General features: G+C 70.7%; 13 protein-coding genes. 6 read left to right on the plus strand and 7 right to left on the minus strand.

The features are described from left to right. Positions 1–15: 15 nt before the first annotated feature. The gene (locus tag ABZ193_RS06190) at positions 16–594 is read left to right on the plus strand and encodes a hypothetical protein (RefSeq protein ID WP_354709122.1); all 579 of its coding nucleotides are present in this window, start codon (positions 16–18) and stop codon (positions 592–594) included. Beyond that, a complete protein-coding gene (locus ABZ193_RS06195; protein WP_354709123.1) occupies positions 591–1,712 on the plus strand; it encodes a UDP-N-acetylglucosamine--N-acetylmuramyl-(pentapeptide) pyrophosphoryl-undecaprenol N-acetylglucosamine transferase in 1,122 nt (373 codons plus the stop codon). The genes ABZ193_RS06190 and ABZ193_RS06195 overlap by 4 nt, the downstream gene beginning before the upstream one ends. Here ABZ193_RS06195 and ABZ193_RS06200 read toward each other — a convergent pair. From ABZ193_RS06200 to ABZ193_RS06210, 3 genes are all read right to left on the minus strand, one after another. Beyond that, entirely contained in the window at positions 1,709–2,800 is a 1,092-nt protein-coding gene (locus ABZ193_RS06200) for a HAMP domain-containing sensor histidine kinase (RefSeq protein WP_354709124.1), read from the minus strand. The two genes, ABZ193_RS06195 and ABZ193_RS06200, sit on opposite strands and share 4 nt — an antisense overlap. A gap of 81 nt (positions 2,801–2,881) precedes the next feature. Beyond that, positions 2,882–3,802, minus strand: coding sequence for a phosphotransferase (locus ABZ193_RS06205; RefSeq protein WP_354709125.1), 921 nt, complete (start codon positions 3,800–3,802; stop codon positions 2,882–2,884). Between the two features lie 2 nt (positions 3,803–3,804). Continuing rightward, entirely contained in the window at positions 3,805–4,386 is a 582-nt protein-coding gene (locus ABZ193_RS06210) for a CGNR zinc finger domain-containing protein (RefSeq protein ID WP_354709126.1), read from the minus strand. An 81-nt stretch (positions 4,387–4,467) separates the two neighbouring features. Between ABZ193_RS06210 and ABZ193_RS06215 the strand changes: the two genes are divergently transcribed. Continuing rightward, positions 4,468–5,613 (plus strand): epoxide hydrolase family protein, encoded by a 1,146-nt coding sequence (locus ABZ193_RS06215; RefSeq protein ID WP_354709127.1) that lies wholly within the window; start codon positions 4,468–4,470, stop codon positions 5,611–5,613. Between the two features lie 281 nt (positions 5,614–5,894). Here the strand turns inward: ABZ193_RS06215 and ABZ193_RS06220 are convergent, their stop codons facing one another. After that, a complete protein-coding gene (locus tag ABZ193_RS06220) occupies positions 5,895–6,800 on the minus strand; it encodes an aldo/keto reductase (RefSeq protein WP_354709128.1) in 906 nt (301 codons plus the stop codon). A gap of 84 nt (positions 6,801–6,884) precedes the next feature. Here ABZ193_RS06220 and ABZ193_RS06225 point away from each other — a divergent pair, with 84 nt between their 5' ends. Both ABZ193_RS06225 and ABZ193_RS06230 read left to right on the plus strand, forming a co-directional pair. Next, a complete protein-coding gene (locus tag ABZ193_RS06225) occupies positions 6,885–7,448 on the plus strand; it encodes a helix-turn-helix domain-containing protein (RefSeq protein WP_354709130.1) in 564 nt (187 codons plus the stop codon). A gap of 462 nt (positions 7,449–7,910) precedes the next feature. Continuing rightward, positions 7,911–8,177, plus strand: a complete 267-nt coding sequence (locus tag ABZ193_RS06230) for a hypothetical protein (RefSeq protein ID WP_237334903.1) — start codon at positions 7,911–7,913, stop codon at positions 8,175–8,177. Here the strand turns inward: ABZ193_RS06230 and ABZ193_RS06235 are convergent. Both ABZ193_RS06235 and ABZ193_RS06240 read right to left on the minus strand, forming a co-directional pair. Further along, positions 8,155–9,600 carry an FAD-dependent monooxygenase gene (locus tag ABZ193_RS06235; protein ID WP_308191129.1) on the minus strand — a complete coding sequence of 482 codons (1,446 nt, stop codon included), beginning with the start codon at positions 9,598–9,600 and terminating at the stop codon, positions 8,155–8,157. The two genes, ABZ193_RS06230 and ABZ193_RS06235, sit on opposite strands and share 23 nt — an antisense overlap. A gap of 170 nt (positions 9,601–9,770) precedes the next feature. Next, positions 9,771–10,265: a MarR family transcriptional regulator gene (locus tag ABZ193_RS06240; RefSeq protein WP_354709132.1), complete on the minus strand. Its 495-nt coding sequence runs from the start codon at positions 10,263–10,265 to the stop codon at positions 9,771–9,773. A gap of 107 nt (positions 10,266–10,372) precedes the next feature. Here ABZ193_RS06240 and ABZ193_RS06245 point away from each other — a divergent pair, with 107 nt between their 5' ends. Continuing rightward, entirely contained in the window at positions 10,373–11,122 is a 750-nt protein-coding gene (locus ABZ193_RS06245) for an SDR family oxidoreductase (RefSeq protein ID WP_237334905.1), read from the plus strand. Between the two features lie 170 nt (positions 11,123–11,292). On the opposite strand, the gene ABZ193_RS06250 is transcribed toward ABZ193_RS06245, so the two are convergent. Further along, positions 11,293–13,680: an excinuclease ABC subunit UvrA gene (locus ABZ193_RS06250; protein ID WP_354709134.1), complete on the minus strand. Its 2,388-nt coding sequence runs from the start codon at positions 13,678–13,680 to the stop codon at positions 11,293–11,295. Positions 13,681–13,813 lie beyond the last annotated feature (133 nt).

The following is a 13,813-nucleotide window of genomic DNA, read 5'->3' on the forward strand; positions in this document are numbered from 1 at the left end:
CGCAACGACGACGTCGTGATGCGCCGGACCGACCCGGCGGGCCTGGAGGTCTTCCTGCCGCACACCGAGCGGGACGACTGGGCGGCCCACGGCTACCGCTCACGCGAGGAGTACCTGTTCTGGTCCCGCAAGGTCTGCGGCCTGGCGTGCCTGCAGTCGCTGCTGCACGGCTGGACCGACGTCCGGCTCTCCATGGGCGAGCTCCTCGCGCAAGCATTCGACTGGGGCTGCTACGTGGTCGAGCCCTCGGGCGCGGTCCAGGGATTGATCTACCGGCCGTTCATGGCCTGGGTCAGCGCGCGGTTCGGGTTCGACTGCCGGCTCGTCGAGCGCACCCCGATCGACGTGTCCGCCCGGGAGGTCCGGCCCGGGCAGGTCCTGTTCGCCTCCGTGTCGCCCGAGATCCGCGACCCGGCCACCCCGCAGCCGTGCCGGGGAGGTCACCTCGTCCTCGTGCACGCGGTCCACGGCGGGGTCGTGCGGTTCCACAACCCCTCGGGCTACACGCACAACTCGGACTCGGCGACCCTGCCCATGCGGGTGTTCCAGCGGTTCCACGCCGACCGCGGGATCCTGATCACGAGGCCGTCGTGACGGCGGACGGAACGGCGCCGCGCGTCGTCGTCGCCGGCGGCCATTCCGCCGGGCACATCGAGCCCGCGATGAACCTCGCCGACGCGCTGCACCGGCTGGCACCCACAGCCGAGATCACCGCGCTCGGAACCGTCCGCGGTCTGGACACGGTGCTGATCCCCGAGCGCGGCTACCCGCTGGAACTCATCCCGCCGTCGCCACTGCCACGCCGGCTGGACCGGTCCCTGCTGCGGATGCCCGGCTCCCTGGGGGATTCGGTGCGAGCGGCCGGCGCGGTTCTCGATCGCACGCGCGCGGAGGTCGTCGTGGGCTTCGGCGGCTACGTCGCCATGCCCGCCTATCTCGCCGCCCGGCGGCGAGGCCTGCCGATCGTCGTGCACGAGGCGAACGCCAGACCGGGCGTGGCGAACCGGCTGGCGGCCAGGATGACGGAGCACGTGTTCACCGCCGCGCCGGGCGTCCGGCTGCCGCACGCGACCCCGATCGGGATTCCACTGCGGCCGGCGATCAGCGGACTCGACCGGGCCGCGCTGCGCGATGCCGCGCGGCGGCGGTTCGGGTTGCGGCCCGACGGGCCCGTGCTGCTCGTCACCGGTGGTTCGCAGGGCGCGGCGACGATCAACGCCGCGGTGTCCGGCGCGAGCGCGGCGTTGCGGGGGAGCGGCGTGCAGGTGCTGCACATCTCCGGGCCGCGGCACCGGGTCGAGGTGCCCGGCGGCGACCCGCCGCACGTCGTCGTCCCTTACGTCGACGAGATGCAGTACGCCTACGCCGCGGCCGATTTCGCGCTCTGCCGCTCCGGGGCGATGACCTGCGCGGAACTGGCCGCCGTCGGACTGCCTGCCGCGCACGTCCCGCTGCCGTTGCGCGGCGGCGAGCAGCGGTGCAACGCCGAACCGCTGGCCGCGGCCGGTGCGGCCCTGATCGTCGACGACGCGGAACTCGACCCGGCCTGGATCGAAACCACCCTGATCCCGGTCCTCACCGATCCCGGGCGCCTCGCGGACATGACGGCTCGCGCGTTCAGGGTCGGCGCTCCGGCTGCCGATGTCGTCCTCGCCCGCCACGTGCTCACCGTGGTGGCCGAGCGGCGGGCGCTCGCCTCAGCCGTGGGCTAGCGGTGACCTCCTGGGAGCCGCACGGTGGCACGCAGTCCGCCACCGGCGCGGGGGCTGAGCGAGAGCGTGCCATCGTGGGCCTGCGCGATGCTCCGGACGATCGTCAGGCCGAGGCCGACCCCCGCGTGATCGGTCCGGGTGCGCTGGGTGCCGCGCTGGAACGGCTCGGTGAGCGTCGCGACCAACTGCGGGTCGAGCTTGTCGCCGGTGTTCTCGACGGTCAGCACCACCGAGCCCGGGGCGGACGTCGTGCGGACCGCGACGGTGCCGCCCTCGGGCGAGTTGTGGACGATCGCGTTGTGCATGAGGTTGGTGGTCAGCTGCAGCAGGAGCGCGGGGGAGCCGATCGTGCGGGTGGCTTCGCCGCCGGTCTCGATCGTGACGTCGTGCTTCTCGGCGAGCGGGAGGAGCATCTCGGTCGCTTCTTCCGCGATGAGGGACAGGTCGACGTCTTCGCGGGTGAAGGACCGCTGGTCGGCGCGGCTGAGCAGCAGCAACGCTTCGGTGAGCTCGATCGCCCGGGCGTTGACGACGCGGAGGCGTTCGTCGAGCTCGCTGCTCGCGCGATCCGGGTCGTTGCGGGCGAGGTCGAGCAGCGTCTGCGTGATCGCGAGCGGGGTGCGCAGCTCGTGCGAGGCGTTGGCCGCGAACCGCCGCTGCTCGGCGACGTGCGCCTCGAGCCGGGCCAGCATGCTGTCGAAGGCGTCGGCGAGTTCGCCGAACTCGTCGGTGCGGCCCTGCAACTCGATGCGGTGGGAGAGCGACCCCTTCGCGGCGGTGCGCGTCGCCTCGGTGATGCGGTCCAGGGGCGCCAGCATGCGGCCCGCGAGAACCCAGCCGCCCACCAGGCCGAACACCAGCATGAAGCCCAGCACCAGGATCGCGGCCGGGAGGAACACCACCGGCCCCCGGTTGCCCGGGTTGAAGACCCTCGCGAAGTCGGCCGGTGCGGGGAACTCGATGCCGGCGGACCCCATCGGCAAGAACACCCAGACGGCCGTGAGGAGCAGGACACCCGCGATCATGAGGAACCCGGCGTAGCTGAGGGTCAGCTTGGCGCGGGCGCTCAGCCCTGTCCGCTTGTTCACAGTCCCGGCCACCTCGCAGCCCCACGCATGTCCTCAACCGTAGAAGTCCCCGCATATCGCAGGCGTATCGACCAGTTGTTGTCAGGCGGTGGCCCGGCGGAGGCGTTCGGCGGCTTGTGTCCAGAACGCCTTCCCGGAGACCGCGGTGTAGCCGTGGAGTGATTCCCACCGGATGTCATGGGCAGCCGGCCACAGGCCTGCCGCCCAGGCGACCTGCTGCTCTTCCGCGGTGAACGAGCGGCCCCGCGCATCCTGGTAGGCGGCCAGGAACGCCTCGGTGCTGTCGATCGGCGGCAGCGTGGCCGGTCCCACCTTCGGGAACACCGCACTCGCGGCTCCCACCAGGGCGGCTTCGGGTTGCCAGGCCAGGCTGTCCCAGTCGTGCACCGTGCGCACTTCGTGGTCGTGCCACCGGAGGTTGTGCGCCTCGAAGTCGGCGTGGCCCAGCACGCAGGGCAGGCCGGCGGCCAGCAGACGCCGACGAGCTCGGCCGGCCGTCTCCAGGACGTGGGCGGGCACGAGGCTCTGGTCCTTCTCATCGAGTGACTCGATCGACGGCCACAGCCCAGGGTCGGTGTGGTCCCACCGCACCCAGCGCGGGTTCGGCAGCGGGGGCGCGACGTCGAGGTCCGCCAGTCCGGTCATCAACCGGGCGAAGACCTCGGCGTAGCGACCAGCAACTTCAGGTGAGTCGCCTGACAAGACCTCGCCGCCGGGGCGGAATTCCTCGGCGTGCACGGCCAGCGGACCGACGCCGACGACCGGCGTCAGCGGGCGGGCACAGGGAAACCCGTTCTCGGCCAGCCGCGCCTGCGCCGCCACACACGACACCGCTCGACCGTCGCCGGGGCGGGCCTTGACCACCGCGGTCGTGCCGTCGGCCAACCGGAGACCGAACACCGCCGACATCGAGCGGCGCCGGAACAGCACGGCGGCGGGCCGGTTCCCGAGGTGGTCCAGACACCACTCCGGCAACCAGTCCGGCACACCGTCCGGCGACACGGTCAGCTCCCGGTCCCTGATCCGGCGTTGTGGCGCTGGTTGGCGTAGAACCGCGCCTTCTTCTCGCGGTTGCCGCAGGTGTTCATGTCGCACCACCGGCGGGTGCGGCTCCGGCTCGTGTCGAAGAAGGCGGCTTGGCAGGTGGGTGAGGCGCACAGCGCGAGTCGTCCGTCTCGTTCGCCCGCGATGATGCTGATCGCGTCGGCCGCGATCACGCCCAGGGCGTCTTCCACGCAGTCGGGCGAGCTGAGCAGCCATCGACGCGTGCCCTCGGGCGTCAGGACGGCCGTGGCCCGGCCCTGCGTGCTGCGGTCGTTGATGACCTGGACCGCGGGCTGGGGGAGAGGTTGCTGTTTCGCGGCGGCCGTCGCGGCGGCGTGGATGGACTCCCGCAGTTCCTTGGCGAGTTCGAGTTGCGCGGGGGTGCAGGACTCCACAGCGAGGTCGTACACCGCCAGCCAGTCGACGAGCCGCTGCGGCGTCGGGATGCGCTCCACCGGATCACCGAAACGCTCCGACAGCGTCCCGGTGAAGCTGGTCGCGAGCACGCTACCGAGGCGGAATTCGGGGAAGCCAGCACGCATGGAACCACCATAGCCGGTTGCGCGTCGCCGGGACGGGATGTTAGAACCGTCTTAGCCGGTTCCGCGATGGCAGGAGGTGCCATGTTCAGCGACGTGCAAGCTTTCGAAACCCACACCCCCGACGCCGAACTCGACGATCTGCGCGCCCGATTGGCCGCGGCGCGGCTACCCGAGCCCGAGACGACCCGACAGCGATGGGGACAGGGCGTTCCGCTCGCCGACCTCGCCGAGCTCGTGGACTACTGGCGCACCGGCTACGACTGGCGGGCGTTCGAGAAGCGCCTCGACGAGATCGGCCAGTTCCGCACGACCATCGACGACCTGGGAATCCACTTCCTGCACCGCCGGTCCGCGCGCGCCGATGCCACGCCGCTGGTCCTGACGCACGGCTGGCCGGGCAGCGTCGCCGAGTTCGTCGACGTGGTGGACGAACTGGCTGATCCGGAGGACATGAGCGCGCCGGCGTTCCACGTCGTGGTCCCGTCGTTGCCGGGCTTCGGCTACAGCGACAAGCCGGCCACCACGGGGTGGGGGACCGAGAAGATCGCGGCCGCGTGGGTAGAGCTGATGGGCAGGCTCGGCTACCGCGAGTTCCTGGCCCACGGCGGCGACTGGGGCGGCAACATCACCACGGTCCTCGGCGGCCGGTACCCGGAGCACGTGCTCGGCATCCACAGCACGTTCGCGGAGGGACCTCCCGGGATGACCATGGACGGGCTGACGGCGGTCGAGCGCCGGTGGGCCGAGGAAACCCGCGATTTCTGGGGCACGCGCGCGGCGTACGCGAAGCAGCAGGCGACCCGGCCGCAGACCATCGGCTACTCGCTCGTCGACTCGCCGGCCGGGCTGCTCGCCTGGATCCTCGACAAGTTCGCCGAGTGGTCGGACACCGAGGACAGCCCGTTCGAGACGATCTCGCGGGACCGGATCCTGGACGACGTGACCCTGTACTGGGTGACGCGGACGGGCGCGTCGGCAGCCCGCATCTACTACGAAAGCCACAACTCGCTGGACCCGGAACTGCGGGTGGACGTCCCGTCGGCGATCACGATGTACCCGCGGGACATCGAGAAGTGCCCGCGACCCTGGGCGCAGGCACGGTACCGGCAAATCGTCCGGTGGCGGGCGCCGGAACGCGGGGGACATTTCCCGTCGCTGGAGGTTCCCGGCTACTTCATCCAAGACCTGCGGGAAGGGCTCGGGGCAGTGCTGGCCGCGCGCCGGTGAACGCCACTACTTGACGCTTCAGCCGCCGTTGCCGTGCTCTTTCCAATCCTTGATGTGGTCAGCTCGGCGCCAGGGAACAGGGGCGTGTCCATTAGGCCAAGAATCTGGAGCCCGGTCAGCACCAGGAACAGCCGGATCTCGCTCTGGTGAGCAGGTGGACCCAGCCGTTGAGCACGGATGTCACCCTGGCGTTCGTCACCAACCTGTCCGCCGCTCTCGAGGTGCCGTCGCGGGCGTACGCCGGGCACAGGCCCATCGACTCCAGCGCCGAATCTCGACGTCTACCCAAGCGGGATTTCTTGAACCCGCGCGGGGACCGAGTCCAGCATGGCGAGGGTGGCCTCGTCGAGCACGAGCGAGCCCGCGGCGACGTTGGCCTCCAGGTGGTTCACGCTCGCGGTGCCGGGGATGAGGTGCGTGTTCGGGGCGTGGTGGAGCAGCCAGGCCAGACCGACCTGGGCGGGGGTGACGTCCAGTGCCTTGGCCGCGTCGAGCACGGCGGGCTCCTCGGTCACCTTCGGCATGCCGGGGAAGGCGCCGCCGAGCGGGAAGAACGGCACCCAGGCGATGCCCTCGGCCACGCAGAGCCGCAGCATGTCCTCGTTGTCGCGCGCGACGAGGCTGTAGGAGTTCTGCACGCACGCGATGCCGGCCGGGAGCGCGTGACGCAGACCGTCGAGCGTGACGGCGCTGAGCCCGATCGCGCCGATCTTGCCCTCGTCGCGCATCGCGATCATCACCGCGAGCTGGTCGTCGAGATCGACCACCTGGTCGCCTTCGGGCCGCAGCCCGGGGCCGGTGTCGAGGCGGCGCAGGTTGACCAGCGGGATCCGGTCGAGGCCCAGGCTGACCAGGTTGTCCTCGACGCTCGCCCGCAGCTGCTCGGGGCGTTGCGCGGACCGCAGCGGGATGGCGCCGCCGGGGTTTGGGTCGGCGCCGACCTTGCTGGCGACCAGGACGCCGTCCTCGGGCCGCAGCGCCTCGCGGATGACCTCGTTGACGAAGCCGTTGCCGTAGAACTGGGCGGTGTCGGCGTGGTCGATGCCGAGTTCGACCGCCCTGCGCAGGAGGGCGAGGGCGGCATCGCGGTCATCGTGCAGGCGTTCGAGCTGCATGGCGCCGAATCCGACACGGGAAACGGTGCGGCCGGCGAGCGGGCCGGTGCCGCCGGGACGAGTGGAAGTCATGGAAGTCCTGTCCTCGTGCGATGATGGAAGAAACGGAGGAGTCTCCGTTAGATTCACCGTAGCACAACCGGAGGTGCCTCCGTTTTGAGTTCTCCCCGCCCGGGTCGCGCCGATGCCCGGCGCAACCGTGAGAAGCTCCTCGCCGTGGCGCGCGAGGTGTTCGCGGCCGCCGAGGGCGCCGTGTCGCTGGAGGCGATCGCCCGCGAGGCCGGTGTCGGGATCGGCACGCTCTACCGCCATTTCCCGACGCGTGAGGCGCTGGTCGAAGCCGTTTACGCCGCCGAGCTCGACGACGTGACGGCCAGCGCCGAGCAGCTGTTGCGCGAGCGGCCGCCGGAGGCGGCGCTGCGGGCGTGGATGGAGCGCTACGCGGCGTTCGTCGCGACCAAGCGCGGGATGCTCGACACGCTGCGCGCCGGATGGGCCTCGGGAGCGATCGCGACGCCGGCCACGCGGGAGCGCATCACCGGAGCGATCGGCGCGATCCTGGACGCGGGGACGCGCACCGGGGAGTTCCGCGACGACGTCGACGCCGGGGACGTCACCACGCTGCTCCTCGGCACACTGCTCGCGACGACGTCCGACAGCCCGAAGGGGCAGGTGACTCGGCTGTTCGACCTGGTCGTGGACGCACTGCGGCCGCGGTGAACCGGCGCCGGCCGGGCGGTGGTTCACCGTCCCGGTCCGGCGGCGCCCTGTTTCGCGGACGTTCTCCGGTGAGTGCAGGGACCGGCGCAGGGGAGTGGCGGGGTGCTCCGTCCCGGTGATACCAGCGGGTTTCCCGGTGATCTCGACCCGCTCCCGGGACACTTCACTGCCGGATCATTACCAACGTCGGCGCGTGGAACGACGGAATCCGCTCGGCCGACTGCGCCGGCATCTCGATCACTGTCGACAGCAGCGGCTACAGCAACATCGGCCCGTAGGTGAGCGCGATCCGCTCGCACAGCTGACACATCGGGGCAGGGGCACAGCAGGCGCGTCCCGGCTGCCCCTGCTGCATGAAGCGCCCCTCTCGCCGATTACTTGACATAATGTGCATTATCGGCGCGCGTAACGAAGTGTCCGACGGGAGCGACACAAGATCGAATTCCCAGCTCAGGAGCGGCCATGACACCACGCACGACCGTCGCGGTTCTCAGCGTTGCCGCGATCGCCGTCGGGACGTTCCTCGTGTTCTCGGGGCTCATGGCGCAACCCGGGTTCGTCACGCCGGACGGCTCGGCGTGCGACCCCACCGCGGACCTGCAGCGCTACGTGCTCGAGGACTGCCTCCCCGCCGAGCCCGAAGGTCATCCACTGGGTGTTCCGTTGGCGGGACTCGGCCTTCTCGGGCTGATCTACGCGCGCCTGCTCATGCCAGGGCAACGCTCCTGAGTGGACGGGCCGCTCGGCGTCCAGGCGCGCCGAACCAGCGGGTCAGCTGCTCGTCCAAGCCCTGCTGATCGTCGCCGGCCCAGGCGATGTGGCCGTCGGGCCGTAGCAGGACGCCTGGGGCGTCCAGGGCGGCCGTCGGGTCGGTCAGCAGGTCGACCCGGTCCGACCACGCGCCGGTGCTCAGGCGTCCGGTGCGGTCCAGCACCAGGCCGCGGCCGCGACGCAGCCGACCATACAGACTGCCCTGCGCCAGGTCGATGTCCCGCAATCGGCGGCCGACCAGGTCGGGGCCTAGCCCGAAGTCGTACCGGATGCCGATTCCGGCGATCTTCTCGATCAGGTGGCGGTTCACCTCGTCGAAGTCCATCAGCTCGGTTACCAGCCTGCGCACGGCCCGCGCGCCCGGCTCCGCCGACATCAGCTCCGTCTGGGCGCGCGTGTTGTCCAGCACCTCCGCGGCAACCGGACGGCGTTCGGCCTCGTAGGTGTCCAGCAGCGTCGCCGGGGCCCAGCCGTGCACCTGCGCGGCCAGCTTCCAGCCGAGGTTGACCGCGTCCTGCACACCCAGGTTGAGGCCCTGTCCCCCGATGGGCGGGTGGATGTGCGCCGCATCGCCGGCGAGCAGCACCCGCCCAACTCGGTACCAGTCGGCCAATCGGGTGGCATCCCCGAAACGGGACAACCAGCGCGGAGAATGCACACCGAAATCGGTTCCGGCAATCCTCCGCAGCTGTCGTTTGAAATCGTCGAGAGTCGGTGGTCGCGCGCGGTCGCCGACTTCCCCGGCGGGAACGATGACGCTGTAGATCCCGCCGCCGAACGGCCGCAGCCGGATCCCGTCCGGCGCGGCGGCGAGCTCCTCCGGCGGCGCATCCACCTCCATCTCCCCCATCAGCGTCTCGGTGCGCGACGGCTCGCCGGGGAAACCGACGCCCAGCACTTTGCGCACCGTGCTGCGCGCGCCGTCACAGCCGACGAGATAGCGGCAACGCAATACCTCCTCGGCCAGTTCGACCGTGACGCCGTCGTCGTCCTGTTCGAAACCGGTCACCGCGCATCCGTGCCGCACCTGCGCGCCCAATCCGAGTGCGTGTTCTTCGAGCAGCCGGACGATGACCGGCTGCGGGATGCCCACCAGGTACGCGTGCGCGGAATCCAGAGCGGGCGGTGGTTTGGGGATGGCGGCGAAGAAGCCACCGGCCGGGCGCCGTCGTCCGTGTTCGAGGACGCGCTCCAGCAGACCGCGCATGGCCATCAGCTCGATGCTGCGGATGTGCAGACCGACGATCCGGACGAACGAGGCCGGCTCGGTTTCCCGTTCCAGGACGAGCACTCGCACGTCGTGCAGCCGCAGTTCGGCGGCCAGCATCGCGCCGGCCGGCCCGCACCCGGCGATGATCACGTCGAAGGGCGGAGGGGTCACAGGTGTTGCCTTTCGGGAGTGTCCTGAGGGCGCTCCCGGCGACACCTACGTCAATCGCGTAGGAAGGGAAGCACCCACCGCGGTACTGCAGTCACGGGTCTCACCTCCTCGGTCGGCGTCGACGGCAAGTTACTGGTCCGCGCCCCACCCGGTCCAGTCCTTTTCCACGATCACAGCGGCGGCGGTGGCAGGGTGCCGCGCGCCAGCAGCGTCGAGTACACGCCCTCCATCGCTTCGGTCAGCGACGGCAGCAGGTCCTCGGACAGTCCGGCGAAGAACAGGTCCTTCACCAGCTTCACGTGGCCGGGCGCGGCGTCCGCGAGCAGGGCGCGTCCCTCGTCGCTCAGGCTCACCTCGATCGCGCGGCGGTCCACGGTGGACTGTCGCAGCCGGAGCAGCCCGCGGCTCTCCATGCGGCGGGCGTGGTGGGAGGTGCGGGTGCGTTCCCAGCCGATGTGGTTCGCCAGCGCCGTCATCTGCAGGCGGCCTTCGGGCGCGACGCTCAGCGCGGTCAGCACGTCGTAGTCGGCGAGAGAGATGTCACTGTCGGCCTGCAACTGGCGGTTCATCTCGTAGCGAAGCCGCAGCTGGACGCGGATGTAGGCGAGCCAGGCACGCTGCTGCTCCGGGGTGAGCCAGTCGGGCTCGTTGCGTTTAGGTGACATGTCTCGTAACCTGTCGATCGTGGGCGAACGGCGGCGTTGCCAGGCGATTTTCCCGTACCGGTCGCCGCGACGGTGCGCTGCCCGCCCCTTCGGACAGGAATGAGGAAATGACGGTTCTCACCGGTAAAACCGCGGTCATCACCGGCGCCACCAGCGGCATCGGCCTCGCCGCGGCGCGGCGCTTCGCCGCCGAAGGCGCCCGGCTGTTCATCACCGGCCGCCGCGAAGACGCGCTCAAGGAGGCGGCCGCCACGATCGACGGCGAGGTCACCGCCGTGCGCGTGGACAGCTCCGACCTCGCCGACCTCGACCGGCTCTACGCCACGATCGGCGAGCAGGGCCTGCGCATCGACGTGCTGTGGGCCAACGCGGGCGGCGGCTCGTTCGCCACCCTGGACCAGGTGACCGAGCAGCACTTCGACGAAACCTTCGGCACCAACGTGCGTGGCACGCTCTTCACCGTCCAAAAGGCACTCCCCCTGCTGAACGACGGCGCGTCGGTCATCCTCACCGGGTCGACGGCCGCGACCGTGGGCACCGAGGCGTTCGGGGTCTACGGCGCCTCCAAGGCCGCGATCCGCTCGTTCGCGCGGACCTGGGCCAACGAGCTCAAGGGCCACGGGATCCGGGTGAACACGATCAGCCCTGGCCCGATCGACACCCCGGGCATCACCGGGCTGGCGGCGGGCGACGAGGAAGCGGTGGAGCTGAAGCGGACGCTCGCCGGCACCGTCCCGCTGGGACGGATGGGGCGGCCCGAGGAGGTCGCCGACGTCGGGGTGTTCCTCGCCTCCGGCCAGAGCAGCTTCGTCACGGGCATCGAGATGTTCGTCGACGGCGGCGCGAACCAGGTGTGAGCGCGGCGGAACCGGGACACGTCGGGGTCTGGAGCATCGAGTCGCCCGGTGCGATCGAGGGTGGCCCCGGAAGGGACTTCCCGGCGCCGTTCATCGGCCTCGCCTGCCGGGCCGCGCTCGCGTGACCGCCCGGGGCATCCGGCGCGAAACCGGATGCCCCGGGGAGGCGATCAGGCCACGTACTCGGCGAGGTGCTCGCCGGTGAGGGTGGACTTCTTCGCGACCAGCTCGGCCGGGGTGCCCTCGAACACGATCTGCCCGCCGTCGTGGCCCGCGCCGGGCCCCAGGTCGATGATCCAGTCCGCGTGGGCCATCACCGCCTGGTGGTGCTCGATCACGATGACCGACTTGCCGGAGTCGACGAGCCGGTCCAGCAGGGCCAGCAGCTGCTCGACGTCGGCCAGGTGCAGGCCGGTGGTCGGCTCGTCGAGGACCAGCACGCCGCCCTTCTCCCCCATGTGCGTGGCCAGCTTGAGCCGCTGGCGCTCGCCGCCGGACAGCGTGGTCAGCGGCTGCCCCAGCGTCAGGTACCCGAGGCCGACGTCGGCCAGGTGGGTGAGGATCTTGTGGGCGGCGGGCACCTTCGCCTCGCCGTCGCCGAAGAACTCCAGCGCCTCGGCCACCGGCATCGCGAGCACCTCGCTGATGTCGCGCCCGCCGAGCTTGTACTCCAGCACCTCGGCCTGGAACCGCTTGCCCTCGCACTCCTCGCAGGTGGTGGCCACGCCGGCCATCATCGCGAGGTCGGTGTAGATCACGCCGGCGCCGTTGCAGGTCGGGCAGGCGCCCTCGGAGTTCGCACTGAACAGGGCGGGCTTGACGCCATTGGCCTTGGCGAACGCCTTGCGGATCGGCTCGAGCAACCCGGTGTAGGTGGCGGGGTTGCTGCGCCGCGATCCCTTGATGGCGCCCTGGTCGACGGTGACGACGCCGTCGCGGCCGGACACCGAGCCGTGGATGAGCGAGCTCTTGCCCGAGCCGGCGACGCCGGTGACGACGACCAGCACGCCGAGCGGGATGTCCACGTCGACGTCACGCAGGTTATGGGTGTTCGCGCCGCGGACCTCCAGCGTCCCGGAGGGCTCGCGCACCGACGGCTTCAGCGTCGCCCGGTCGTCCAGGTGGCGTCCGGTGAGCGTGCCGCTGGCCCGCAGCCCCTCGACGGTGCCCTCGTACACCACTTCCCCGCCCTCGGTGCCGGCGCGCGGGCCGAGGTCGACGACGTGGTCGGCGATGGCGATGGCCTCGGGCTTGTGCTCGACGACCAGCACGGTGTTGCCCTTGTCGCGCAGCTGCAGCAGCAGGTTGTTCATGCGCTGGATGTCGTGCGGGTGCAGCCCGATCGTGGGCTCGTCGAAGACGTAGGTGACGTCGGTGAGCGAGGAGCCGAGGTGGCGGATCATCTTGGTGCGCTGCGCCTCGCCGCCGGAGAGCGTGCCCGCGGGGCGGTCGAGGCTGAGGTAGCCGAGTCCGATCTCGACGAACGAGTCCAGTGTGTGGCGCAGGGATTCCAGCAGTGGCGCCACCGAGGGCTCGTCGAGGCCCTTGACCCACTCGGCGAGGTCGCTGATCTGCATGGCGCACACGTCGGCGATGCTCTTGCCCGCGATCTTCGACGACCGGGCCTCCGCGGACAGGCGGGTGCCCTCGCAGTCGGGGCAGGTGGCGAAGGTGACCGCGCGTTCCACGAAGGCGCGGATGTGCGGCTGCATCGCCTCCTTGTCCTTGGAGAGCATCGACTTCTGGATGGTCGGGACCAGGCCCGAGTAGGTCAGGTTGATGCCGTCGACCTTGATCTTGGTCGGTTCCTTGTAGAGCAGGTCGTCGAGCTGCTTCTTGGTGAACTTCTTGATCGGCTTGTCCGGGTCGAAGAATCCGCAGCCGCGGAAGATGCGGCCGTACCAGCCGTCCATGCTGTAGCCGGGGATGGTGACCGCGCCCTCGTTGAGCGACTTGTTCTCGTCGTAGAGCTGGGCCAGGTCGATCTCGGAGACCCGGCCCATGCCTTCGCAGCGCAGGCACATGCCGCCGGTGATGTTGAAGCTGCGGCGTTCCTTGACCGTGCGCCCACCGCGTTCCACGGTGACCGCGCCCGCGCCGCTGATGGAGGCGACGTTGAAGGAGAACGCCTGGGGTGAGCCGATGTGCGGCTTGCCGAGGCGGCTGAACAGGATGCGCAGCATCGCGTTGGCGTCAGTGGCAGTGCCCACGGTGGAGCGCGGGTTGGCGCCCATCCGCTCCTGGTCGACGATGATCGCGGTGGTGAGGCCGTCGAGGACGTCGACCTCGGGTCTGGACAGCGTCGGCATGAAGCCCTGCACGAAGGCGCTGTAGGTCTCGTTGATGAGCCGCTGCGACTCCGCGGCGATCGTCCCGAACACCAGGGAGCTCTTGCCCGAGCCGGACACGCCGGTGAACACGGTCAGCCTGCGCTTGGGCAGCTCGACGCTGACGTCCTTGAGGTTGTTCTCCCGCGCGCCGTGGACCCGGATGCGGTCGTGGCTGTCGGCGGCGTGAGTGGCAGGCCCCTGCGTGTTCTTCCTGGTGGCCTTGGTCATCGGGTCTCCCGTGGTGTGCGGTGGGTGGTGGGGGGGGGGGGGGGGCCCCCCCCGGGGGGGGTGTGTCGCGGGGGGGGGGGGGGGCCCGGTTTGCCCCCCGGGGGCGGGGTGGGCCCTGGCGCCCGCCGGCGGG

It is taken from the genome of Amycolatopsis sp. NPDC006125, assembly GCF_040614195.1.
GTDB classification, from domain to species: Bacteria; Actinomycetota; Actinomycetes; order Mycobacteriales; family Pseudonocardiaceae; genus Amycolatopsis_E; species Amycolatopsis_E tucumanensis.